The organism is Thalassoroseus pseudoceratinae (genome assembly GCF_011634775.1).
GTDB classification, from domain to species: Bacteria; Planctomycetota; Planctomycetia; order Planctomycetales; family Planctomycetaceae; genus Thalassoroseus; species Thalassoroseus pseudoceratinae.
Genome location: NZ_JAALXT010000001.1, coordinates 759,245 through 783,213 on the forward strand (window position 1 = coordinate 759,245; position 23,969 = coordinate 783,213).

Consider the following 23,969-nt stretch of genomic DNA (forward strand, 5'->3'; position numbering starts at 1 on the left):
TGCCTTCACTCGCCGAAACCGTTTGCACGTCGTAGCCGTTCACCGGCCGACAACGACAACCCGCCTAAACAGAAGCTAGTCCGTTGACTGTTCCCACCGAATCCGCTGAGCGTTTGCCGCGAGTCATCATCAAATCGCGGCGGGCGCAACCGTTCTTCTATCGTCATCCCTGGGTGTTTGCCGGTGCGGTGAAACGGATGGAGGGCACGCCATCCGCCGGTGATGCAGTCGATTTGTATTCCGGCGAAGGCAAATTCATCGCTCGCGGACTCTACAATCCGCACAGCAATATCCGAGTCCGGCTATACACTTGGGACTCGAACGTCACGCTGGATGCCGATTTTTGGCGATCCCGAATCGATACGGCTCTCGCGCTTCGGGAATCCATCCAAGCGAGCAATCCGCCAGCCGATCGGAACGAGTCGGCTGAACGACTCATCTACAGTGAAGGCGACGAACTCTCCGGTTTGGTCGTTGATCGCTATGGCCGGTGGTTGATGGTGCAGTTCACAAGCCTGGCGATGTACGAACGCCGCGAGATCATCCTGAACCATCTGCGGGAGCGGCTCAATCCTCAAGGAATTTGGCTACGCACGGAGAAGGGCATCCGCGATGCCGAAGGCTTGGAAGTGGCAGATGGTTCGCTTGATGGCAACGCTCCACCGCGTCCGATCACAATTGACGAGCATGGGCTGAAATTTCAAGTGGATGTCGTGGAAGGTCAGAAGACCGGCACGTTTCTCGATCAACGCGACAACCGCATTGCAGCCGCCAAATATATGTCCGGACGACGTGTGCTGGATGTGTTTTGCTACACCGGTGGGTTCGGGATTGCAGCGCTCCGGCACGGCAATGCACAACACGTGACCGCCGTCGATGTCTCCGAGGGTGCCCTCCAAATTGCCGCCGCAAATGCAGAGCTGAACGGGGTTTCCGATCAGATCGAATTTGAAAAGTCCATCGCCTTCGATTTCCTCGAATCCGCGCAAGCCAACGACCGAACGTTCGATGCCGTTGTTCTCGACCCTCCCAAAATGACCAGAAATCGTTCCGGGATTGATAAGGCTCTCAAAGGCTACCACAGTTTGAATCGGTTGGCGGTCGAGCGGTTGACGCCTGGTGGAATACTGGTGACAAATAGCTGCTCCGGACTGGTCAATCGCGACGAATTTGCTGGGATGCTAGTCGATGTCGCCTTGCGTGCCGGGCGAACATTGCAAATTCTCGAATCGCGTGGCCAAAGTCCCGATCACCCCATTTCCGTTTTCTGCCCGGAAACGGCCTACCTCAAATGCTTCATTTGCCGAGTCGTATAAGATGGTCACACGAAAACAACGCGAACGACGACGACAAATCGAAGAACAACGTTTGGGCGTTCGCACGTCGGAACAGCTTCTCATCGAATGGTTGCCCGACGCCCCGCCGACACACATGATTTGCACGTCACTCGGTCGCGGACAACTTGCCGCCACTGCCGCGGAGCGTTTGTCGGAGACCACGGTGGATTGCTTGTTCCTCGATCTATTCCTGGCCGAGCAGGCCCGAAATGCAAACGCGGAACGCTCGTTGTCGAATCTGCAGTTCCGTTGCGAAGTCGACTTTCCCGAAGAGCCTTGCCAATTGGCAGCGTTACCATTCACGACCGGCGGTGAAGCGGAACTGACTTGGAATTTGATGCAGAGTGCGTTTCAGCGGTTGGAGCAGGGCGGTCAACTGGCCGTCGCGGTCGATAATCCCAACGATACCTGGCTCCGTGAGCGAATGCGGAATCTGTTCAAAAAGACAACCACAATTCCCCATGATCTTGGCGTGGTCTATGTCGGTCGCAAGAGCGAGCCGCTCAAGAAAGTGAAGCAGTTCGACGAGGAATTCGCCTTCCGCGACGCAGGCCGATTGTACAAAGTCATCACGCAACCAAGTGTGTTCAGCCATCGGCGGTTGGACCTTGGTGCTCGCGCGTTGATGGAGGCGATGAACCTCAATTCTGGCGACCGTGTTTTGGAACTTGGTTGCGGCGCAGGAGCGGTTTGTTTCGCAGCCGCCGGTCGGAATCTCGAAGGAACCGTGCATGGGATGGACTCCAATCCTCGAGCTGTTGCCTGCACGCTGGAAGGAGCAAGACGGAACGACTTGCCGAACATCACCGCTGAACTCACCGCCGACGCCCGAGTCGATCAGCCGGGAAGTTACGATTTGGTGCTCGCAAATCCGCCGTACTTTTCCAACTTCCGAATTGCGGAGCTGTTCGTGAACTCGGCGGCGGAAGCTCTCAAACGCGGTGGTCGCTTGCAGATTGTCACCAAACACCCGGCGTGGTTTCTCGAACGATTGCCGCAGCAATTTCGCAAGGTTCGTTCGACGGATAGCCGGCGTTACAAGATCATTTCCGGTGTACGCTAGTATTGTATCCAACCTGAATTAACATGTTCGCAATTTGCGATGAGCACGCCAACGAGCGTGCGGTGGAAGTTCTAGAACCCATCAATACAGAGTGGTTGAACCACTAGTTGAAAAAATCGCCGGGTTCGGAACAAGTTTCGTGATCCGCAGCGGCGAATCGACCGTTGTCCCACCACTTCAGATTCGTAAGATGACTTGAAGGAATCTTCAAGACATCCATTCGCGAGGTGGGAATGCAATCACTTCTTCTAATCGCCGCAACATTCACCGGTTCTCCACATTTGGCGGTCTGCGACTCTTCGGAAGGCGCCGCGACCATTCTGGAAAGTCATGTGCAATCGGGCACGTTGCTGTTTTCTCAGGGTGACTGCTTGGCGGTCCGTATCTTCACGCGAAGTCCATACACGCACGTCGCGGCGGTGGTCGAGAAAGACGGTGAGTTTTTCGTCTACGACAGCATGAACGGAGTCGGTGTGCGGAAGTTAACGCTCTTAGAATACTGTCGCACAGAGTGCCCCGAGACCTTGCATGTCTACCACCCGAAACGGAAGTTTACCGGCGGCAAACTCCGTGCATTCACGCGGCATTTGGATTCCGAAATCGGTCGGGAATACGGTGTGAAGCACCATCTCACCGGCGAACGGGCCGCAGGGATTCACTGTGCGGAATACGTCACCGATGCCTTGTGTGCCTGCCAAGTTGTTTCCGCGAAACGACCGCCGAAAGTGTCTCCCGACAGTCTGCGGTCGGGAGTCGAAAAATCAGAAATTTACTATTCGGCTCTGAAAATCGAGCTTAACAAACCTCTACCGACAGCTTCGCCAGAATCGAGTTGTTGCCAACGGTTTTGGTTTAACACGAAACAGCAAACCAATCGCATCTGTGCGAAACTGAAGGGTTGGTGGCTTTGCAAATAGTTGATGTTACTCTGCTGCCTCGCGGCGTTTCTTGATCAAGTCCACAACGACGGCATCAAGTTCCTCCAACCCACGATTCGGTTTGATTTGGTAGAATCCCACCTTGTAGTGCGCGACGGTTTTGTCCGGTTTGATGACCACCCACAATGGCAATTCGCCGCCATTGTTGAGTGGGTCCCCGAAGGTCTTGAGGACATCTCCGTCATCAAGCAGGATCGGATAGCCCAGGTTCATAAACTCGGCCAACTTCCGGACGCCCCGTTTTGCCGCGAAGTCTGATCCGGTTCCAAACCGTTCATCCACGGCGACACCGTAAATCTGCACGCCGAGTTTGTTGCGTTTGCCGTGGAGAAAGTCCAAGTACCCCACTTGTCCGTACGGTTCGTTGAGCTTCTCATCGTGATACTTCCAGAAATGCAGCACCACAATTTGGTCGTCTTCGGTGTCACCCTTCAAGCTGACTGATTTTCCTTGAAGAGTGCTAAGGGCGAAGTCGGGAGCGGATTCGCCAAGAAACTTTTCCGCCAAACTGTTCAGCCCACGATCGCGGTTGGTTTGGTCCTCGACATCTTTCTTGATAGCCGCCACCAAACCCTGCAACGATGTTTCCCGCACCGACTTCTCCAATTCCGGCAACGCCTTCGCGGTGAGTTTCAACTGATTGTCGTGCAGCTTCGGCGTGGTTTCGTTGGTCCGACGTTCCAACTTTGTTTGCAGATTCGTCAAACCGTCAAATGCCGTTGCTAACTGATCGGCCAATGGGCCCTCCACCGAACGACTTGATTTCCGTTCCATCTGAATCTGGTACCGATCACCACGACCCAAGAACAGACGCCCTTCCGCCGTGAGCAAAGTCAGGTTTTCCTTCTCGACAACCAATTTCGTTTGCCGCCCGGGGTGCGAAGTCATCTCGATCACCCAACAATCGACCTTGTCGCCACCGTCGGAGACACGAACCGTTTGTTCGCCCTCAACGACGTACTGCGTCTTCTGATGTTCCCACTCTTGGCCGACTTCCAATGGCTTCTCGGTCGGCAACATAATTGGTGGGAGATCGACGGGGGATGGGCTGTCGTTATGGGTTTGCAAAACCCGAGGCAACTGTCCGCTGGCCAATTGATTGGCCCCTTGAAACGTTGCGATGCCGAAACGCTCTGGCCAAGCGAATTCTCCGCCACCGGTTTCTTCGACGCTCCAGAACATTTGGGACTTGCCAGCCGGATTCAACAAGCGACACGTCAATTCGAATGACTTGAGATCCCCGACGCCTTCACCGGCAACTTGTTTCAATTGACCAACGTATTGCACCTCCGTGACGGAAGCCGCCGGTAAAATGGCCAGGAGTGTGCAGACCAAGCAGGATGGAGACATGGCAGGCAACCAATCGTCAGAGGTTGGAAATGTCAGGTAGGACCAATCCGATCTATCTTCTCTGATCCGTGTTGAAGATTCCAGGGATCAAGGCATCGAATCTTCATCGAAAACTCATGAACACATTTCTCCACTTTTGTTGACAGCCGCGAATAGCCGCTTTAGTGTTGCAACCGCCTGAATCTTCTTTCCCATCAAACATGAATTCAGCAACCATGCGCCACCTCAATCTCATCGCTTTGAGTGTTTTGCTGACAGCGGTTTCGGCCGACGCCCAGCAACCATCGACGACCGAAACGAACGAACTCAATAACGTCACCATTGAACGCGAACCGGTGCAGGTCATTCCCAGTGACGACCTTCAAATCCCGTTGGTGTTGGAACCGCATCGGCAAGTTGAATTAGTTGCCCACGCGGATGGCGTTGTGGCGGTCATGAACGCCAAAGTTGGTGAGAAACTCGCGAAGCAGGCCGAAGCCGCTCGACTGGATGACCGAGAATACCAATTAGAACTCAAGCAAGCCCGTGCGGAACTCAAGTTGGCCGAAATTCAAGAGGAGGGTGCCATCGCCGGAACCAAACGACAAATGTCTGCTTTGGTGGAAGCGAGAGAAGCCGCCGTTAGCTTGGCGGAATTGCGACGCAGTCGGGCGATCGTTCGGGCACCGTTTGCCGGCACCGCACTTCGAGTTCACGTTCGGGAGGGCGAATGGGTTCGAGCCGGTCAACCGCTGGTGACGCTGGGGGATGTCACGAAACTTTCGGTGGAACTTCCTGTCATTCGGAAGTCTGCGGGCGACGACGAGCAGGAAAATACCATCGAGGTCGGAAAGTCGTACACGTTGCAGATCAACGGCGAATCCGTAACCGGTACGATTGAAAGCCTCCCGCCGTTGGCCGAAGACTTTGGACCGCTGCGAAACTTCATCGACAATCTCGGTTCCGCCGTGGTGACCATCGACAATTCCAAATCAACATTTCTCGTCGGCCAAGCGGTTCATATTCCCCTGATTCCTCGGCAACCGGTCGCAAGCGTCCCGAACGCGAGTCTTCAGGCGTTGCCAGAGAATAGTGGCTGGAAAGTGCAAGTGGTCCGTGATGATACGGTCCGGGATATCACGGTCTCAATTCTCGCTCGCATCAATGAAGAGCGAACCTACACATCAGGGCTGTTCCAAGCCAAGGACGAATTGATCGTCAAGACATCGCAACCGCTGACGGACGGTACGAAACTGCGATCCGCCAACACGCCACCCCCGGAATCGAAGAAACCGGCCCCCAAAGTCTACGACGACTTTTAACGACTTTGCCGGTGGCGGTACGGACTTGGTTTCGCTGGTGATACGGTTGGGATAGAATTCGCACTCTCCCGACTCCAGCGATTCAACGAAATCCAAATCGATGACGAAACGTCCCGCCACCAACCGCGTGTTTTTGCGTGAGTTCTTTCGACAATTCCACACCACTGGTTCCATCGTTCCCAGCAGTCGATCGCTGTCACGGTCACTTGCTAAATATGTGATCAATCGTGACGAAGATCGCCCGCTTCGAATCTTAGAAGTCGGCCCCGGAACCGGTCCGGTAACCCGGCAAATCGCGGAAGCCATGCGGTCCGATGACATCCTTGACCTCGTGGAGATCAACCCGGAATTTGTCCGTGTACTCAACGAGCGGTTGAGCAGCGAATCCGTGTTTCAGCAGATCGCTGATCGAACGCGTGTCCTCTGCCAACCGATCGAGGACATCGCCGACTCGGAACCATATGACGTCATCGTTTCCGGTCTGCCATTCAACAATTTTGAACCGGGCGTCGTCGAAAGCATTCTCGACCGGTTCGGACACCTCGCCCGACCAATGGGCCGACTGTCCTTCTTTGAGTACGCAGGGATACGGAAATTGAAAGCCACGGTCATTCCGGGGCGGAAAACTCGGGAACGCATGCGTGGCGTGACGGCCGTCCTGGAGAAGTTCCTGACGGCGGAAACTTCACGCGATACCATCCTGCGAAACGTCCCACCTGCGTGGGTTCATCATGTGCAATTTCCCGAAGTCGCCCATACCGAATCAACCGCCGAGAATGGTCAGCCAATGGACTCGACATCAACGAGCCAGTGATTCTCACGGAGAGTTGACCGGTTTCTGGGGACAATAGCTTCGCCCCCGCCACTGCAACGGACGACCAAGCCGCGAACGACACCAGGCTGTCCATTGGATGACCAATAACGCTGCCATGCCAAGCGGATGTAACAGCGTCCCCAACCAGGATTGCCGGAAGCGAATCGTCATCAATGCCCGCGTGATGAGACTCAAGACACACGCACCAATCATCAGCAAACGCTGAGAGGCCGAGAGCCACGGAAACACCATCAAGCCAAGAAATGGTGCAATGTGACCGCCCCATAGCAGGACCGACCAGATCCAAACAGCAATTGGACCCGCCAGTCCTTCGGTCGCGTTTTTGCCGAGACCATCCCAAACCGCCGACGTGCTATCGTACATTCGACAGGTTGCAATCGAGGTTGCGTCGAACATATCGGTGCGACGTCCGTGCTCACGATACAAGCGTGGTAACTTCACTCCATCATGCAGGGAATCCCGCAGTCCGGAGTGCCCGCCAATGGCTTCGTAATCCGATCGGTGAGTGACGAACAATTGACCGCACCCGGCCGCATACGCGACTTCGCCGCAACGTCGCATTCGCCAGATCGGCAAGTAGCCAAGCAATACAAAATAGATTAGCGGGATCAGCAATTTTTCGCCAAACGTCTCCGTCTGCTGATGTGGGACGCCACTCACGAGAGCCGCTCGCGACTGATCCAGAAAAGCGACAGCACGAGCGACGGCGTCGGGTTTAAGCCGGACGTCGGCATCAATAAACACGAACACGTCGTGACGAGCCAAACTCGCCAGCGCGAAACACGCATGCTGTTTTCCGCACCAACCGGCCGGCAAACTCGGAGCCGACTCCAATCGAATACGAGCATCAATCGCCGCAATTTCTTGGACAATGTACGCCGTTCGGTCGTTGGAGTGGTCATCCAGTACCACAATCTCGAAGTCGACGCCGCGTGTCTGTAACGCTGTTTCGAGCGATTCCCGAATTCCGTGCTCCTCGTTGCGGGCTGGAATCAGAATCGAGACACGACGTGCGTTCGCATTTGGCGTTGGCTCCGGTGGGTGTCGATACTGAAAGAGATTCCACACCGTCATCGCGAATGGCACCGCTGACAACAAGAACATCGACCAAACCAGGTAATCCACGATCACGAGTGATTCTCCATGCTAGTCGTGTTTTCGGTCGTTTGTTTCCGCGAATGTCCGCCAGGCCGAATACGTTCCCACCAACCGTAAACGCCTCCCGTTCCCGTGCGGCCTTCCATGAGCGGATCAAAGTCCGCCTCATTCCTCCGGATCGCTGCGTCCGCGAGTTCATCTTGCGCCTTCTCGAGACTCTGTGCGGCATACTCGCAGCACGCTGACTCAGAAGCCATCCCATCGTCCGGCAACCAGCGGACATCTCCAACATGCAGCAGAATCTCTGGTAAACGGTGATTCCAGAAGGCGTACTCGACAGCGATCGGCAACACAAACGATGCTTTCGCTTGCGACATGATGTGACCAATTCCCCGCTTGACCTGCAGTGGTCGCTCACGCACATCCACAAATCGCCCTTGTGGTGTCAGCCAAATCATCGACTGCGGCCGACTCAGGATTTCCAAGCTCCGGGTGAGAAACTCCTTGGCTCCACGGGAGCCCAGAGTCACACCATAGAAACCCAACCGCCGGAAGAAGCCGTAGTGTTCGAGCATTTTGGCGTCCATCGGGACATAGTGCGTGTGCTCAGCAAAGAAGCGTGACGCCAGAAGCACTCCGACCAACGGGTCCCACCACGACGGATGGTTCAAAAATACAATTCCCGATGCCGTTGAGACTTGCGTGGATTCGAGCAATCGCTGCATCCCCGACGGCAACACTCGAACTCCATGAAAATGCCGCTTGAGATACCATCGGGAATACCTCGTGAAATATCGAACCAACCGCTGCGATGGAACCGGAACCGGGGCTTTCGCAAGACTTGATGTCACATCGGCCGGTTCTCTTCTCACGACGCTAATATCCCTTCGGGAATTGCTGACTCAACCACCCACCATCGTTATCTGTGTTAGTTTGTCAACGTTTTCCCTTTGCAGGTCCGCAATCCCTGTTAGAATTGACATTACGATATAGGAAAACTCCGATGGGCCGGTCGAAAAAGTCGACACGACTTTGACCCCGTTAGATTGACGGTCTATTCTATGATGTCGCTGTGATCTTTCCACAAAATGTGTGACGGTTTCCGTTTTTGGCAATTGTATCAGGCATCCTGACCTGTGCGCGAACACTCTCCCGGTTCACTCATGAGTATTGACGTCTTATGTCCGGAGTGCGAGTACGAGTTGCATCTCCCCAATGAAGACATGCTGGGAAGATGGGCTCGATGTCCGCAGTGTCAGACGAAGTTTCAGTTGCTGCGTCCGGAGAAAAGTCCCGTTCCGAAGGTGGAATCCCCCGCGACGATCGAATCACCTCCACCGACTCTCGACAAAGTCTCGTCAACAATGGAATCCGATGATTCCGAAGAGTGCGTACAAACTTTGGAGGATGTGTCGGATGTTGGTTTCGATGATCTGAGTTTCGACTTCAGCGATCCACCGGTTGCTGAAGAACCCGAGGAACCGGTGCCAACTGATGCAGAGCGTTCGTCACGGAAAGAGGACGCGATCGCGGCCGATGAATCCGGTTCGCTACCGCCGGCTTTATTTGAAGAGCTGTTCGGTCGCCGATCGTTCGATGCCAAACGCTTTGTGAAGAACTCAAAGCAATCGACTTCCCCTTCGCTGCTCGAGGAAGTCGATCCGCAATCGCCAATTAGTCAGACCGCCGGCGAACCAAACCGAATTAAGACGGTTTGGATTGTGGTACTCGCATTCGTCGTGGGGAGTCTGATTGGATTTGGCCTCTGGTTGGCCACAGAGGCGATGCGATCTGGAAATCAATCGGATTCCACTTCTTCGACGTCGTCGATCGAAAACGGTCCAACGTTTTCTGCTTGGCCGGGTTTGTCGGGCGAGACAACCAGCAGCGTAATTTGACCACGCTCACTGGCCCGTGCATCCGGATATCCAACAATTACTTGGCCATCACGAAGCGTCATGCGGACGGGCTTCGTCTCATCAACCCCAGCGATTCCCTCGTGAACCAAAGCAGGGAACCGGCTCCAGGCCCACGTCCAAAGGGTTGCGTTGGCATCGACTCGACCAGCAATATCGCCCCATTCTTTCTCGGCGAGCAAAAGTTCCTTGCGGCTAGCCTGCCGACACCACGGTTCCAAGACATCGCTGATCCAAGCCCGTCGCGAAGCCACAAGTTCTTCAAAATCCGCCACTCACACTCTCCAATTTGCGCACCAGTTCTGACTCAACCTAATACGCAAGATACGCGAACATCCATCGGGATGTCGACCGAACACGGCGGATGAGCGATGGAATTGTGATGGCGTTCCGTCTCCATGTTGGCCTGAACGTTGCCTCTAGTTCTTCGTCCTTACGAAACAAAAGCCGCTCCGGTCAATCGTCAATTGCTGGATTCCTCGTCCTCGGTGAAGCTCCATTCCGCGATTTTGTTGTGGCCTGCGGTGTAGAGCTTTTCTGCTTGGTCATCGAACACGAAGTCGTGAACGTGCATTGGTGCTTTCACTTGGTGGATGAGCTCGCCAGATTCCACGTTGTAGAAGCTCAGAAATCCACCGTGATCACCACCACCGGCCAGAAGCCAATCCCCAGAAGGCGAGAAGTGCAATCGCTCAACGAGCCCTTTGAGTTTGCTGTCTTCGATCTCGTGCAGGCGTTCGTTCTTTTCCCAGTGGAAAATCTCGATTCGCGAAGGACCGCCAAGATGGTCGATGTTCCCGATCTTGCCAATCCCACCAACCGCGAGTTTCTTGCCATCCGGCGAAAACGCGACACTGCGAATGCCGCCAATGGAATGTCGCCGGGCACGGGGATCCCAAGTATACATGACCGGGGCATCCAACTCGGCGGCTACTGCGCCAGTTTCAACCTCCCACACGATCACATGCCCAACCCGGTCAGCGGTGGCGAGGAATTGCCCATCCGGCGAGAACGCCGCCGCATATAACATCGAGGGATAATGGTGGGGTGTCTCGCGGGCGTGCTTATCCAAGGAGCGGATTGAATCCCCGGTATTGGCGTCCCAAAGTCGACACACCATGTCGTCAGCGACACTCGCAATGAGTCGGCCGTCAGGACTCGCGACCACGCCACGAATCCAGCTCGGATGGGCGTCAATTGCACGGATCGATTGTCGTTGCTCTGGGTCCCACCAGATCAACCGGCCATCATAGGCCCCGGAAACCAGGACATTCTTCGATTCACCGGCAACCGCTAGTCCCGTGACATAGCTCTGGTGAGCATCGCCGGTGAGCGGTTCGAACTCGGGTTTCTCGGCGTCGGTCTGCAAGGCTGCCACCTGAAAACTCGAGTTCCCAACGAACAGCGTTGTTGAAGTCGGTTGGCGAGCGATACAGAACAGAATGTCTGGAACGCCTTTCTCAGCAACCTTGTTGAGCTTCTTGGGGTCGATTGTCATTCGTGAGTTCCTCGGCTGAGATCCGGTCGACGGGACGCGGGGGAATATCGAACTTACGCTAAAACTTCCGAGATCGCTTCGCAGCCGAAATCGACGATCGGAACCGGACGCGAACCCAAGTAGTACTCATGATGCGTCGAAATGCCGACAGCTTCAAAAATCGTGGCGAACAAGTCCCCGGCTTTGGCTTCGCCATCGACGACCGTGTTCCCTTTCGGATCGGTCTTCCCGTACACCGAACCGCCACGAACCCCACACCCCGAGAGTGAGCAACTCCAAGCGGACGCGAAGTGATCCCGCCCAAGACTTGGATTGATGCGTGGAGTCCGTCCAAACTCACCTAGCGTGATGACCAACGTGTTTTCCAAGAGGCCACGCTGTTCGAGATCATCCAGCAAACCAGACATGGATTGATCCAAATCGGCACACAACTCGCGGTGGGTCTCGAAGTTTTGACCATGGCTGTCCCACCAAGCTCTGGCCACTTTCACGAACGGCACACCCGCTTCGACCAACCGACGAGCAACCAGGCATTGCTCGCCAAACTGCGTTGGGCCGTACATCGCACGGATCGAATCCGGTTCGCCGGAGATGTCGAATAACGTCTCACTCGCCATCAATCCTTTGACCCGTTGATACGCCGTGTTGTGACTCGCAACCAGATCATTTTGTCGATGTTCCGCGAAGCCTTTGGCGAGCAGGGAACGGAGGTCACTTCTTGCTTGATGATCGGAGACGCTGATCGACTCCAACCGAGCGATATTCTTCGGAGTCATCTGGTCGGAGAGGAACATCGGAGCATAGCGAGACCCCAAAAAGCCGGACGTCCCTTTGCGACGACCTTCCGTGGACGTGTACATGGAAACGTAATCAGGAACTTGACTGTCACGCCGTCCCAATTCACGGGCACAGATGGCCCCCAGGTCAGGAAAGTCGGTGCCGGGTTCTGGCCGACGACCGGTTTCCATCAGTTTCGCTCCACCACCGTGGTCGCCGACCTTCGTATTCAGCGAGCGGATGATCGCCGTGTGCTTCATTCGTTCAGCGAGTTTCGGCAGTAGTTCGGAGACTTCCACCCCCGGCACACTGGTCGATATGGGTCGAAAGGGTCCGCCGGTTGGTTGCCCAGGTTTGGGATCCCACGTTTCCAACTGACTCGCCCCGCCCGCCAGCCACAACAGAATCACGTGCTTTTGCTGCTTCTTCAACTCGCTAGCAAATGTCGGATTCTGGAGAACATCGAGCGTGGACATATCCGCCGCAAACGCAGTCCCCAAAGCCGCTGCCGATCCGAGAAATTGACGACGGCTCGGAGTGATGAGCCCACTTGTTGCATGTCGATTCGGCATGGAGTTTCCTTTTCGAGAGGCGGCCGAAGTCCAATTGTGCGAGAAAGTTCAAACGATGTTAGTAGTTGAATCGGAGTTCGGGACTGGTGATCAATGCCCACACGAGCTGCTGGATTGCGGCATCGGTGCGATCAGATCGCGATTCCAAATATTCGCGGCAGGCAGCCAACTCATCAGGGTTCGGTTCCCGACCGTAGACGTTCCAGAACGCCGTCGTGACTTGTTCAATTGGAGAATCCTGCGATCGCATTTGACCAACCAACCGATCATTCGACGTGCGAAGTAAATCGTTTTGGATACGAGAACTGTTGTTGAACAACAACGCTTCATCCACGCTGACTTGGAAATGCTCCGTCGGGAGTTCCAATTCATTCGCAAGTGAATAGGACTGTTTCTCCAAATTCAGCCGCTGTTTCGCCCATTCTTCGGCTGGCATATCAAGCGGAAAGCGGGAAGCGGCGGATGTCGCAATGATCAAGGAAATCGCATACTGTCGCGGTGATAGCACACGTGTCTGGCCCATGGCGAATCGATCGACGTAAGGCGGTTTTTCGTCTCGCCATTGACTGCTCCGAGCATAGGCATCGGACAGCACAATCTCGCGGATCAGCGGTTTCAGGTGATATCCGTTGTCGATCAGGTACTGCGTAGCGGCGGCTAGAATCTCCGGATGGTTCGCCGGGTTTTCGGAGTGCATTTGGTCCAACGGATGCACCAAGCCGTGCCCGAAAAATCGGGACCAAACTCGATTGACGATCGACTTCGCCAGGAAGTGTTGATTGTCTGGTTTCAAGGCGACTTGAACGAGTTGCTCACGGGGGCGGAAATCGGGCCGAGGGAGTTCGGCGTCTTTTTCCTTGGTCGCCTGCTGGATGAGTTTCTTCTCCGCTTCACGCACCTCTTTCGTTTTTTCGACTTTGGGTTCGTCGACCGTGTCCCCAGTTAGGAACATCATTTTCGCCTGTTTATCTTCGCCAGCTGTGGTCTTGAATTTGACCTCCGCCTCGAACTTCTCGGCGAGCTTGTCAGACTTCGTCAGGAACGTCCGCGCGAAGAAGGACTTGAAACCAAAGTAATGGTCCTGCTTCCAATCCTCGACCAGCGGATGATCGTGACACTGAGCACAGTTGATGCTCACACCGAAGAATAACCGGCTGGTGTCGTTCGCCATGTCATCCGGTTCGCGAACGCGTTTTTTCAGAAATGTTTTTGCATGTTGAGAAACATCGTCTTCGGCTACATCGGTCGGCGGCACCATCATCTCGCGGAACATTTGGTCCCATGGGCGATCTTCCGCCGCCGCGGAACGCAAATATTGGAGCCATTTGTCGTCCGCACGGTTTTCGCTCATCAAGGTTTCATCGAACCAATTTGCCTGATGGAAGGCAAAATCAGGGCTGTTCAACAACCGTTCGACAAGTTCCCGCCGTTTGTCGGGAGCCGGATCTTCCAGGTATGCCCGAACTTCGGCGACGGTCGGAATTCGACCAGCCAAATCGAGGGTGGTTCGCCGAATGATGACCGCATCGGTCGCAAGTGGGGCGGGGGTGAGGTTGCTGTCCTGGTTCGCCGCGTCGATTTTCTGGTCAATCAACTTGGACAATGCGGCAGAGGCAGGGTCGTTGTTCTCGGCGAACAGATTTTCGCACACGCATAGACTGAACACAGCAGCCGCGAGGGCCGAACGAAACGCAAACATCATGTCTCCGCAGCCGAAACAAAAATAGGCGGGTTTGCTAAGTATTGGCAAATTCAGGGAATCGGTTACACACCTGTTGGAGCGTTTATCGATTCGAGATTTGCGATCAATTCCGGTTGGGTGCGGTAGCAAGGGGAGAAGCGCGTGCACATTCCTTTTGAGGACGCACTCTTCACGTTAACCATCTTTGATGCGTCACGCAAGTATATTCGCGAAGCGACCACGCATGGGTCTTAGGGAAGCAGGACGGGATCGACCCAGTTGGCGTAGTCCCGTACGTCGCCACGAGGACCAAACTCGACGCCAAGAGTAATGGTCTCGGCGTTGGTCACGTCGAGGTCGATCGACTCGCGTTGCCCACGACCGACGTGCAATGGACTACGGAAGCGTTCTCTCCCGTCGATCTGAATTCGGAACACTGCGGCACCGCGACCGTTCGCGGTGTCATCGAGTCCAATGGTCGTGCGGAAGCGTTGGAAACTCTGGTCGAGTTGGTACGTCACTTCGGATTGACTGTGCTGTCCTAATCCAATGGGAAACTCCCGAGTTCCGATCTGCAGGAATCCATCCAACACGTTCCGATTGACTCGCAGATCCCACTTTGTAGCCAAGTAGGGCGTGTGTTCGTATTCGGTGTTTTTCTGCTCGGTCAGCCAGACCGCTTTCCCGCCAAAAAATCGGGCCGAGACGACATCATTCAATGAGACAACCAAATCCACGCCGCACTCAGCCCGACCGTGAATCTCGCGTCCGGCGATCAACTTCCATTTCGTGAGCGTGATCCAACTCCCATCGGAGAGTACAAGCAACACTCGCTCCGAAGGCTCCTCCGGAAGATTGACGAGTTCATCGTCGAGCAAAACGACTTGCACATCTTTGTCGGGAATCCGCAATTCCCGACCGGCACGGTCGATCGAATAGATTCCGTCGTTCATCCCAGTCAGGATGCCGGTGAGTTCGTCACTGTTTTTCAAACGAAGGATGTCCTGCCCCGAATGCGGTTTAAGAGCCGCCGCGATGACGTTTCGTCGGGGTTCGGCTAGCCGAGGAATCTCGGCCAGAATTGCGCGAACCGTCTCGAAGGGAATTTCCAATTCCGGCAACTTCGAGAACACAGACCATTTCATCCGCACGGACAATTCATCAATTCCGACGACCGTCCCGCGAAGTCGATCACCATTTGCCAGCAGAACCAGAGAGCCACCATTCACCGTTTGTGGTCGGCGATCGTCCGCCCCAAGCCATACAAGGTCTTCGCTGGCAATCCTTTGCGTTTGCCCACCATTGGTGGCAACAACGAGCGTCTCCTCGGTCCAACTCTGTAACTGGCCAGTGAGTCGCTGCGCGGAAGACGTAAAAATCTCAAACGATTCCGCCGCGAGACCGTTCGGCAGGAAACCGGTGAGGAATACGATGACCAGGCAGCATCGGAGGCGGTTCGGCATCACAAACGACAATCACATCAGCGTTGAAAAATGGGCAGATAGTTGTTGGGCATCTGGAGAATGATCAAAGCCATCCCGGTTGCGTATTCGTTGCAAATTGCGGTGTCTGACCAGGAACCGTTGGGAAGCTGCTTTTGCATCAGTTCATCTCGAATTGCGGTGTACCATTCGTCCCAATAACGTTCGCCGGCATGCCACATTGCCTGAACGGCGTAGTAATGCCCGTAGTAGTAGTAACTTTCGTAGCGGAAGATTTCTCCCCGGGGCAGCGAACGCATGAGATAGGTCAAACCACGGGTGATCTCCGGACCTTCATAGATTCCCGCGTTGTACATGGCGACCAAACACGCCGCCGACCGGGGAAACATACTCTCGGCCTGTCGCACCAACTGGTAACGAAAGCCCCCATCCGGATTTTGATTCCTTTTGATATAGGCGATACAGCGATCGACCGTTTCCTTCGGCACCGACAAACCGCAATTCCGAGCCGCCCGTAATGCCATCATCTGACACACCGTGACCGAAACATCGGCTGCGGTGACTTGAGCCGGCTGATATCGCCAACCACCTTCCCGGTTCTGAGTACGGATAATCAACTGCACGGCCTTCGCGAGTTTCTCACGGATCTGATCATCCGGCGTCATCCCGTAAACTTCAGCCAGAAAAAGGGTTGCGAATCCGTGCCCGTACATCGGGCCGTGCGATTTGTATCGTTCGTTGATGATAAAACCGCTGGGTTTCGCCTTCGACAGAAGGAAATCGACGATCTTCTGAACGTGTTCCCCATGCGGGCCGCGTCCGGGTGTGCTGCCGCTCGAAAGAAAGGCCATCCCACACAACGACGAGACCGCCACATTGCGTCCGTAATTGTTGCCCGACCCAAATGAACCGTCTTCGTTTTGACGACTCGCCAACCACGCCAAGCCGCGATCGATCGTAACTTGTGTTTCTGCCGTGACTTGCTCGACAGCCTGTTCAGAGGTGTCGTCGCGTTGTGCCGACACCGGTTCGGTGGCGATGGCAACAATCAATAGTCCGAACATGACAACACGCATCAGGCCGCTCCGGATTGGACGACACCACTGTCTGCATCCATGCGGCAGCGGAACGGGATTCCCCTGAGCTTTGGAAAGCTCCAGATTATTGTACCGCGTCTGGGTAGTCCGAGGAAACCGCTGGCGGCAATGTCGGTCCTAAAAACGGATCGGCCTCCAACATATTGCGACCTTCGAGCGTTCGTCGTGGTTCGGGACGTTGCTCCTGGAAGCTCGGCGGACGCGTGAACGTGTCTGGCCCGGCGTCTGCATCGGCGAACGGGTCATGCAACCGATACTTAGCCCGCTCAATGGGTTGCGGCGTGGGAGCGACTTGTGGCAGTTCCGTATTGAACGGCGTGACACAGCCGGTCGCGAACATCGTCAGGCCAAAGCCCAACCCGATAATGACCAAATGGAATGGATGTCGCGACATGAGAACAGCTCGGATCTGAAAACTGCAAAACGAGAGAGGAGCGGGAGTTTACTTAAACATGCGAAATCGAGGAAGAGCGAATCGGGGTGCGACGAACAGGCTCATCCGGCGTGTCGCGAAGCACTGGTCTTGGTGAAAAATGCCGAGAAATTTAGACTGGAACCTCCCGACTCCGACGAGGAAAGTCTCATGCCCGTTCGCGAAGGTCTGCTTAGAACTGTCTACCGTCCGTTTCGGCGTCGCACGAAACCGGGATCGGTTCCCGGTACGATCCAACATGACCCGACACTTCCGCCGACGGTCTGTGACATCGTCGCGTTCGGTAGTGATGGCATTGAAGAACGCCGCGAGGCAACACTCAACGACATACAAGAGCTCTCCGATCGTTTCGCTGTTTGTTGGGTAAACGTCGTCGGACTCGGTACGGCAGATATGATCAAGAAGATTGGTGAATTCCACAAAATCCATCCGTTGGCATTGGAAGACGTGGTCAATACCCATCAACAAGCCAAGGTTGAAGAGTACGAAGGGCAGCTCTTTATCGTTGTCCGGATGGCGAAACTCGAACCGCGATTGTGGACGGAACAAGTCAGTTTATTGGTGGGAAAGAAGTTCGTTGTCACGTTTCAGGAGCAGGCGGGCGATTGCTTCGATACGGTTCGTCAACGAATTCGCAAAGGGACCGGCCGGATTCGATCTCGCGGTTCCGATTACCTTGCATACATGCTGATCGATGCGGTTTTAGATGACTATTTTCCCGTTTTGGAACGCTATGGTGTCGATTTAGATGCCTTGGAAGAACGGCTTCTATCCGGTCAATCGCACAACGTCATTCCCGAAACCCACCGACTCCGCAGTGAAATTCTACAACTCCGACGGACGATTTGGCCGCACCGGGATGCCGTGAATGTGCTGATCCGCGACGAACACCCGTTGATCCAAACTGACACAAAGACTTATCTGAGAGACTGTTACGACCACATCGCACAACTGAGTGACGTGGCGGATACCTATCGGGATCTTGGAGCGGGGCTGCGTGAACTCCAATTCTCACTCGATAGTCAGCGGACGAACGAAGTGATGAAAGTGTTGACCGTCATCGCCACCATTTTCATGCCGCTCGGGTTTATTGCCGGTGTTTATGGTATGAACTTCGACCCGGATACCTCGCCGTGGAACATGCCGGAATTGGAATGGGCCTACGGTTATCCGTTCGCAATCACACTGATGCTTGGTATCGCCATCAGCCTGTTGATGTTTTTTCGCCACAAGGGATGGCTGGGAAATTCTAATTCGTAGGACGTAAACTCCCACCCGTAAGACACTTACCGTCTCCCACCAGTTGCAGAAATGACGATGGATTGTGTTTGGGGTTCTGGGCTGTCAGCGGGATTTTTCGGATTCCGCTCAAAAAGTTGCGTTTTGTCCGGTCGCTATTCATCGGGAGTGGGTTATATAATTCAGGTAATTACCCTGGGCCATTCCCCACCTTCACACGTTGAACTCAACAGACATTCACTTCATCGCGGCCGAGTTGGTCGCACATGAAGGCGATGGCCATGGGCGTCAACTGACGGATGTCACTTACGAGTTCAATGTGCCACCGGACCCTGAAGTGCATCATGCTCGACAGCCAACCCACCACCCAGTCGGACACACCGAACGAAACCCAAGCCAAACCCGAATCACGATTGAACCTGCGGAACGAGTCCCAACATGGGCCCGGCCGCAAACAATCCGGTTGGCTGTTCGCCATCGGCACCGTTGCTGTGCTCGTGGCGGGAGGGTTCTTCCTCTATCCCCGGCTGACCGATCTTTCCGCCGAAGAGCGGGACAAAGGTTGGCTCACGGCTCCCGTTTCCAAACAACGGCTCGTGATCTCCGTGACCGAAGACGGCAACGTCGAGAGTGCCAGCAACATCGATGTGAAATGTGAGGTTGCCGGCGGTAGCACGATCCTTTGGATTGTCGAAGACGGAAAAAATGTCGTCGAGGGCGAAGAACTGGTCCGGTTGGATCAAGCCACCATCGAAGAACAATTGGTTGCTCAGAAAATCGTCTACGAACGAGCCTTGGCGACGAAGATCAAAGCCGAGCAAGACTTCGCGGCGGCCGACATCGCCGTTAAGGAGTATGTCGAAGGGACTTACATCCAAGAGAAGCAAGCTCTGGAAACAACGGTCACGATTGCCGAAGAAAATCTTCGGAGTGCGAAAAACGTGCACGATCATACGCAACGCATGTTCCGCAAGGGCTTCGTGACGGCTCTGCAACTTGAAGCCGATGAATTCGCAGTGAAACGAAGCGAGTTGGAACTCGAGTCCGCGAAAACCGCGTTGGAGGTCCTGAAGAAATTCACGCGGGCGAAGATGGTGCAAGAGTTGGAAGCCATTCGCGATGCCACAGCCGCTCAGGCCCGTTCGGAAGACGCGGCTTGCACGCTGGAAAAAGATCGGCTCGACCAATTGGTGAAGCAAAAAGAACAATGCTTGATCAAGGCTCCGAAAAAAGGCATGGTCGTCTATGCGAACGAGCGAGGGCGTCGCGGCAATGTGGAGTCACAAATCGAAGAAGGTGCGGCCGTTCGTGAAGGCCAAGCACTCATTCGCTTGCCGGACCTCTCGCAAATGCAGGTGGTCGTGAAAATTCACGAGAGCAAAGTTGAGCAAATCAAGCCCGGTGCTCCGGCAACGATCAAGGTCCAAGGTCGCGAGTATTCCGGAAAAGTCGTCTCGGTTGCGAACCAACCGGAATCGAAAAGCTGGTTCTCCTCGGATGTCAAAGAGTATTCCACCATCGTCGCGATTGATGGGGAAACGAAGAAACTCAAGCCGGGCATGACCGCCCAGGTCGAAATCTTCGTGGCGGATCTCACCGACGAGCTAACGGTTCCGGTGTCGGCGGTTGTCGAACAAGGTGGTCAGTTCTACGTCTGGGTTGTCACGGACAGTGGTCCCGAACGTCGGCCTGTCTTGTTGGGAGCAACTAACGATAAAGTCATTTCACTCCGTGACGGTGTCACGATCGACGAAGAAGTCTTCCTAAATCCACGAGCCGTCATTGATGAGGCTCGACGTGATTCCGATGCCCCGTCCAGCGAGAAGGTCTTGCCCAAAGGCATCCCTTCGAAAATGGAGCCCAGCCAACCTAAAGAATCCGGCCCGAGCAAACCAGTCGCGAATACGGGCGGAAAAGGTCGCCCCACACTTGCAAGCTTGGACGGCAACGGGGATGGAAAAATCAGCAAGGACGAAGCCCCCGCGTGGATGAAAGGGTTCTTCGATCAAGTCGACACGGACAAGGATGGCAGCGTTGGAGCAACGGAATGGGCCGCCATGCAAGCGAAAGCGGCCCAGAGACGTCAGCAGAATGCCGGAGCGGCCGGCGGCGACAACGCCGTTGGCGGCTGATCGGCTGACTTCGGTCGGTAATCGCTCTTAACATCCGATACACTCCACGTCGCGAGTCAAGAATACCTGTGATCTTTGAAATCTGGCGGACATTCCGTCTCGGACTGAAAAGTCTCTTCCTCCACAAGTTGCGGTCAGCCCTGGCGATGTTGGGGATCCTGATCGGCGTGACTGCAGTGATTTGGTTGGTCGCCCTCGGTGAGGGCGTGAGCTATCAAGCTCAGCAGCAGATCAAAGAACTGGGTGCGACCAACATCATCATCAAAAGCGTCAAACCGACTCAGTTTCGGAGTTCCGGCAGTGGCGGCATGGTGGTGGATTACGGACTGACCCGCAACGATTTCGATCGGATCATGGAAATCCCGACCGTCGAACGTGCGGTGCCCATGCGGTCGATTCGACGCCAAGCGCGATCACAAGGCCGCACCGCTGACATCGAGTTTCTCGGTGTCACGCCGGAATACATGGCCATCAACCGATTGCAAATTGACCGTGGCCGATTCATCGAAGACCGCGACTCAGCCATTCCTCCGGATAATGTCGCCGTCATCGGCAGCAAGGTTGCGGAGAAGCTGTTTCCGATCGGCAATCCCATCGGTCAGACGATCTACGTTGACGAAGACTTCTACGTCGTCATTGGAACCACGAAGAACCGCCAGGCTTCGGCATCGATCGGCGGAAGCCTGGAAGGGCGTGACTACAACCTGGATGTCTACATTCCACTGGCGACGTTGCGGGCACGGATCGGCGATCAGGTCATGACCAGCAATGTCGGTAGCCTGGAAGGGGAATTGGTTCAACTCAGTCAAATCACCGTGACCGCTAAGGATTTCAAATCGGTCGAGGAAACCGCCGAGATCATCGAAATCCTGTTGGCGAAGTACCACAACAAATACAAAAAAACGCCAGACTATTCGATCACCGTACCCAAGGAATTGCTCAAGCAAGCCGAAGTTGTGCGGATGATGTTCAACATCTTGCTGGTGTTGATCGCCGGTATTTCGCTGGTCGTGGGCGGTATTGGCATCATGAATATCATGCTCGCAACCGTGACCGAGCGAACGCGTGAAATTGGTATTCGACGCGCTCTGGGTGCACGGCGGAAAGACATCGTCATCCAATTCCTCGCCGAAACCGTGCTGCTCTCGGCAATCGGTGGGATGCTAGGTGTGGGTTTGGGACTCCTTTGTGGCCCAGCGATTACCGGCGTCAAATGGATGATGCAAGAGTATTGGCCCGATGTCATGACGGCTCTCCCGCCAAACATAGCCAACTTGGAACCGATTGTCGCCAACTGGTCCGTGATCGCCGCATTCCTAATTTCGGTCTGCGTGGGAGTGATTTTCGGTGTCTATCCCGCCGTTCGAGCGGCCCGCATGGACCCCATCGAAGCCCTGCGACACGAATAACCTCAATCACTCCGAACCGAAGAATCTTATGCGTTTAGCGGCACTTGTTGATAATCTTCACAAGCACTACCGGCTTGGTGGCGACGTTCTCGTCAAGGCGTTGCGTGGCGTTTCCGCGGAGTTCCCGGAAGGCGACTATGTCGCATTGATGGGCACGTCGGGTAGCGGAAAAAGTACGCTCTTGAACTTGCTGGGTGCACTCGACCGACCAACGTCCGGCCGCTACGTGCTCGCTGGCTACGACGTTTCGGAACTCAGCGACGACCATCTTTCCGACATCCGCAATCAATTGATCGGTTTCATTTTTCAATCGTACAACTTGATTGCGCAGTACACGGTTTTGGAGAACATCCAAGTTCCGTTGCAGTACCGTCCCGGTCATCCACCACTCAGTTCGCGAGACGTCAACTATTGCATCGACTTAGCCACTTCGTTGGGTTTGGGCGATCGACTGGATCACCGTCCGAGCCAACTTTCCGGGGGGCAACAACAACGAGTCGCGATTGCTCGTGCGTTGATCAACGACCCTGCAATCATTCTTGCCGACGAACCCACCGGGAACCTCGACAGTGCAACGGGAGCGGAAATCATGGACATCATGCGGCAACTCAATGACGAGGGACGCACGATTATCATGGTGACTCACGAACCGGAAATCGCCCAGCACGCGCGACGGCAGTTCTACATGAAAGACGGTCTCATCGCCGGAGAAGGCATCTTCCCCGGCTAACGAGAAACCGATCAGTTTTATGGCGAGTCCGTGGATGCGAAACTCGGTTCGGGCTGCCAAAGGTACAAGAATGTCGGCAGCTTCGATCGGTCCAATCCTGGCACATTGACCGCGAGCAACGTTTTCTGAAGCGGTGTGTTGGGCGAGATGTCGTACGGCGAATTCACCGGATCGTTTTCGCGGTGAATCATCACCAACCCGGCATTTTGGCAATTGCCCATTTCAGCGGCACGGTTCATCGCTTCATCGAGATAGCCGACCTCGTCGATCAGACCTCTCTCGTAGGCTTGAGCCGCCGTGAAGACCCGACCGTCAAAGTTACTACGCTCGTCTTCTTCCTTGACCGGTCGCGACTGTTTGACGACCGTAATGAAACGTTCGTGAAACTCGTTCGCCATTGTCGCAAGAATTCGTCGCTGGCCTTTGGTTTCGCCTTCTCGCATGGTCGGAGTCCCCAAGTCGATATTCTTGCCCGACTTGATCGGCACGGCGAAGATGTTGAATTGAGCCATTTGGCCTTCGACATTGTACAGGTTCAAGATCACACCGATCCCACCGACGACGCTGGTCGGATGCGCGACGATGTGGTCACTTGCCTGTGCCAAGTAATAAGCACCGCCGGCACCATGAGCCATGATGCAGGACACAACCGGCAAACCAGTGCGTGCTTTGAAGGCGATCAATTCGCGAGCCATGATATCGGTTGCCGTCACGCCACCACCGGGGCTGTTGATCCGCAACACGACTCCACAGAATCCGTCAGGATTGTTGGCAATGTAGTCGAGTTTCTCTCGAAACACGGCGACCGGGTTCTGGCCGAGCGAGAACAAACCCGTGCGTTCTTCGTAGACGAGCAAACCGTCGACATCAATCACGGCAATTTTTCCGCTGCACTTCTGCGGAAATGGCGTAACCGGCATTTCGATCATCGGCCCGTGATCGGCGTCCGGCGGCATGTTCACGACAACATCCGTCGTTCCCGTGAGGCCGACCTTGGAAAATGTGGTGACGGGCGGAATCGGTGGAATCCGACAACCGACGCCCCACACCAGCATCGCACATAGAAGGAGACTTTTCCGCATCATGCATCAAACCACAAGAGTCGCAAAATTGGATCGTTC

The 23,969-nt window shown here is 54.9% G+C and carries 21 protein-coding genes; 10 read left to right on the forward strand and 11 right to left on the reverse strand.

Translation table 11 applies throughout. The annotated features are described in order from the left end of the window. Positions 1-83: 83 nt before the first annotated feature. The 3 genes from G6R38_RS02725 (at position 84) to G6R38_RS02735 (ending at position 3,317) form a co-directional block, all read left to right on the forward strand. Positions 84-1,316, forward strand: coding sequence for a class I SAM-dependent rRNA methyltransferase (locus tag G6R38_RS02725; RefSeq protein ID WP_166820136.1), 1,233 nt, complete (start codon positions 84-86; stop codon positions 1,314-1,316). Position 1,317: 1 nt separating this feature from the next. After that, on the forward strand, positions 1,318-2,400 hold the full coding sequence (locus G6R38_RS02730) for a class I SAM-dependent methyltransferase (RefSeq protein WP_166820137.1): 1,083 nt from the start codon (positions 1,318-1,320) through the stop codon (positions 2,398-2,400). A 233-nt stretch (positions 2,401-2,633) separates the two neighbouring features. After that, positions 2,634-3,317 (forward strand): C40 family peptidase, encoded by a 684-nt coding sequence (locus G6R38_RS02735; RefSeq protein ID WP_166820138.1) that lies wholly within the window; start codon positions 2,634-2,636, stop codon positions 3,315-3,317. Positions 3,318-3,323: 6 nt separating this feature from the next. On the opposite strand, the gene G6R38_RS02740 is transcribed toward G6R38_RS02735, so the two are convergent. Continuing rightward, the gene (locus tag G6R38_RS02740) at positions 3,324-4,688 is read right to left on the reverse strand and encodes a peroxiredoxin family protein (RefSeq protein ID WP_166820139.1); all 1,365 of its coding nucleotides are present in this window, start codon (positions 4,686-4,688) and stop codon (positions 3,324-3,326) included. 215 nt (positions 4,689-4,903) lie between these two features. On the opposite strand from G6R38_RS02740, the gene G6R38_RS02745 reads away from it, so the two are divergent. Both G6R38_RS02745 and G6R38_RS02750 read left to right on the forward strand, forming a co-directional pair. Then, positions 4,904-5,989, forward strand: coding sequence for an efflux RND transporter periplasmic adaptor subunit (locus G6R38_RS02745; protein ID WP_166820140.1), 1,086 nt, complete (start codon positions 4,904-4,906; stop codon positions 5,987-5,989). 100 nt (positions 5,990-6,089) lie between these two features. Next, positions 6,090-6,803 (forward strand): class I SAM-dependent methyltransferase, encoded by a 714-nt coding sequence (locus tag G6R38_RS02750; protein WP_166820141.1) that lies wholly within the window; start codon positions 6,090-6,092, stop codon positions 6,801-6,803. A gap of 3 nt (positions 6,804-6,806) precedes the next feature. Here the strand turns inward: G6R38_RS02750 and G6R38_RS02755 are convergent, their stop codons facing one another. Together G6R38_RS02755 and G6R38_RS02760 are read right to left on the reverse strand one after the other, a co-directional pair. Beyond that, positions 6,807-7,955: a glycosyltransferase gene (locus tag G6R38_RS02755; RefSeq protein ID WP_206028436.1), complete on the reverse strand. Its 1,149-nt coding sequence runs from the start codon at positions 7,953-7,955 to the stop codon at positions 6,807-6,809. After that, positions 7,952-8,794, reverse strand: coding sequence for a lysophospholipid acyltransferase family protein (locus G6R38_RS02760; RefSeq protein WP_166820142.1), 843 nt, complete (start codon positions 8,792-8,794; stop codon positions 7,952-7,954). The genes G6R38_RS02755 and G6R38_RS02760 overlap by 4 nt, the downstream gene beginning before the upstream one ends. 291 nt (positions 8,795-9,085) lie before the next feature. On the opposite strand from G6R38_RS02760, the gene G6R38_RS02765 reads away from it, so the two are divergent. Then, entirely contained in the window at positions 9,086-9,820 is a 735-nt protein-coding gene (locus G6R38_RS02765; RefSeq protein ID WP_166820143.1) for a zinc ribbon domain-containing protein, read from the forward strand. On the opposite strand, the gene G6R38_RS02770 is transcribed toward G6R38_RS02765, so the two are convergent. The 7 genes from G6R38_RS02770 to G6R38_RS02800 form a co-directional block, all read right to left on the reverse strand. Beyond that, positions 9,721-10,113, reverse strand: coding sequence for a hypothetical protein (locus G6R38_RS02770; protein ID WP_166820144.1), 393 nt, complete (start codon positions 10,111-10,113; stop codon positions 9,721-9,723). The genes G6R38_RS02765 and G6R38_RS02770 overlap by 100 nt on opposite strands. 188 nt (positions 10,114-10,301) lie before the next feature. Continuing rightward, on the reverse strand, positions 10,302-11,336 hold the full coding sequence (locus G6R38_RS02775; protein WP_166820145.1) for a WD40 repeat domain-containing protein: 1,035 nt from the start codon (positions 11,334-11,336) through the stop codon (positions 10,302-10,304). 53 nt (positions 11,337-11,389) lie between these two features. Further along, complete coding sequence (locus tag G6R38_RS02780) at positions 11,390-12,685, reverse strand: DUF1501 domain-containing protein (protein ID WP_166820146.1); 1,296 nt, start codon at positions 12,683-12,685, stop codon at positions 11,390-11,392. A gap of 58 nt (positions 12,686-12,743) precedes the next feature. Further along, positions 12,744-14,387 carry a DUF1549 domain-containing protein gene (locus G6R38_RS02785; RefSeq protein WP_166820147.1) on the reverse strand — a complete coding sequence of 548 codons (1,644 nt, stop codon included), beginning with the start codon at positions 14,385-14,387 and terminating at the stop codon, positions 12,744-12,746. Positions 14,388-14,617: 230 nt separating this feature from the next. Continuing rightward, complete coding sequence (locus G6R38_RS02790; protein WP_166820148.1) at positions 14,618-15,829, reverse strand: NPCBM/NEW2 domain-containing protein; 1,212 nt, start codon at positions 15,827-15,829, stop codon at positions 14,618-14,620. 17 nt (positions 15,830-15,846) lie between these two features. Then, complete coding sequence (locus tag G6R38_RS02795; protein WP_166820149.1) at positions 15,847-16,884, reverse strand: prenyltransferase/squalene oxidase repeat-containing protein; 1,038 nt, start codon at positions 16,882-16,884, stop codon at positions 15,847-15,849. Positions 16,885-16,969: 85 nt separating this feature from the next. After that, positions 16,970-17,299, reverse strand: a complete 330-nt coding sequence (locus G6R38_RS02800) for a hypothetical protein (RefSeq protein ID WP_166820150.1) — start codon at positions 17,297-17,299, stop codon at positions 16,970-16,972. Positions 17,300-17,488: 189 nt separating this feature from the next. Between G6R38_RS02800 and corA the strand changes: the two genes are divergently transcribed. The 4 genes from corA (at position 17,489) to G6R38_RS02820 (ending at position 22,848) form a co-directional block, all read left to right on the forward strand. Next, positions 17,489-18,598, forward strand: a complete 1,110-nt coding sequence (gene corA, locus G6R38_RS02805; protein ID WP_166820151.1) for a magnesium/cobalt transporter CorA — start codon at positions 17,489-17,491, stop codon at positions 18,596-18,598. Between the two features lie 323 nt (positions 18,599-18,921). Continuing rightward, positions 18,922-20,709 (forward strand): HlyD family efflux transporter periplasmic adaptor subunit, encoded by a 1,788-nt coding sequence (locus G6R38_RS02810; RefSeq protein WP_166820152.1) that lies wholly within the window; start codon positions 18,922-18,924, stop codon positions 20,707-20,709. A gap of 68 nt (positions 20,710-20,777) precedes the next feature. Next, on the forward strand, positions 20,778-22,118 hold the full coding sequence (locus G6R38_RS02815; RefSeq protein WP_240928043.1) for an ABC transporter permease: 1,341 nt from the start codon (positions 20,778-20,780) through the stop codon (positions 22,116-22,118). Positions 22,119-22,146: 28 nt separating this feature from the next. After that, positions 22,147-22,848 (forward strand): ABC transporter ATP-binding protein, encoded by a 702-nt coding sequence (locus tag G6R38_RS02820; RefSeq protein WP_166820153.1) that lies wholly within the window; start codon positions 22,147-22,149, stop codon positions 22,846-22,848. A 17-nt stretch (positions 22,849-22,865) separates the two neighbouring features. Here the strand turns inward: G6R38_RS02820 and G6R38_RS02825 are convergent, their stop codons facing one another. Next, positions 22,866-23,933, reverse strand: a complete 1,068-nt coding sequence (locus G6R38_RS02825; RefSeq protein ID WP_206028437.1) for a S49 family peptidase — start codon at positions 23,931-23,933, stop codon at positions 22,866-22,868. Between the last annotated feature and the right edge of the window lie 36 nt (positions 23,934-23,969).

Bases quoted from the DNA above. Each gene is read 5' to 3' on its own strand.
- corA (WP_166820151.1), top strand. From the start codon at position 17,489: ATGCCCGTTCGCGAAGGTCTGCTTAGAACTGTCTACCGTCCGTTTCGG.
- G6R38_RS02800 (WP_166820150.1), bottom strand. From the start codon at position 17,299: ATGTCGCGACATCCATTCCATTTGGTCATTATCGGGTTGGGCTTTGGC.
- G6R38_RS02810 (WP_166820152.1), top strand. From the start codon at position 18,922: ATGCTCGACAGCCAACCCACCACCCAGTCGGACACACCGAACGAAACC.
- G6R38_RS02790 (WP_166820148.1), bottom strand. From the start codon at position 15,829: ATGCCGAACCGCCTCCGATGCTGCCTGGTCATCGTATTCCTCACCGGT.
- G6R38_RS02750 (WP_166820141.1), top strand. From the start codon at position 6,090: ATGACGAAACGTCCCGCCACCAACCGCGTGTTTTTGCGTGAGTTCTTT.
- G6R38_RS02740 (WP_166820139.1), bottom strand. From the start codon at position 4,688: ATGTCTCCATCCTGCTTGGTCTGCACACTCCTGGCCATTTTACCGGCG.
- G6R38_RS02820 (WP_166820153.1), top strand. From the start codon at position 22,147: ATGCGTTTAGCGGCACTTGTTGATAATCTTCACAAGCACTACCGGCTT.
- G6R38_RS02765 (WP_166820143.1), top strand. From the start codon at position 9,086: ATGAGTATTGACGTCTTATGTCCGGAGTGCGAGTACGAGTTGCATCTC.
- G6R38_RS02780 (WP_166820146.1), bottom strand. From the start codon at position 12,685: ATGCCGAATCGACATGCAACAAGTGGGCTCATCACTCCGAGCCGTCGT.
- G6R38_RS02730 (WP_166820137.1), top strand. From the start codon at position 1,318: ATGGTCACACGAAAACAACGCGAACGACGACGACAAATCGAAGAACAA.
- G6R38_RS02735 (WP_166820138.1), top strand. From the start codon at position 2,634: ATGCAATCACTTCTTCTAATCGCCGCAACATTCACCGGTTCTCCACAT.
- G6R38_RS02825 (WP_206028437.1), bottom strand. From the start codon at position 23,933: ATGATGCGGAAAAGTCTCCTTCTATGTGCGATGCTGGTGTGGGGCGTC.
- G6R38_RS02775 (WP_166820145.1), bottom strand. From the start codon at position 11,336: ATGACAATCGACCCCAAGAAGCTCAACAAGGTTGCTGAGAAAGGCGTT.
- G6R38_RS02785 (WP_166820147.1), bottom strand. From the start codon at position 14,387: ATGATGTTTGCGTTTCGTTCGGCCCTCGCGGCTGCTGTGTTCAGTCTA.
- G6R38_RS02795 (WP_166820149.1), bottom strand. From the start codon at position 16,884: ATGCGTGTTGTCATGTTCGGACTATTGATTGTTGCCATCGCCACCGAA.
- G6R38_RS02745 (WP_166820140.1), top strand. From the start codon at position 4,904: ATGCGCCACCTCAATCTCATCGCTTTGAGTGTTTTGCTGACAGCGGTT.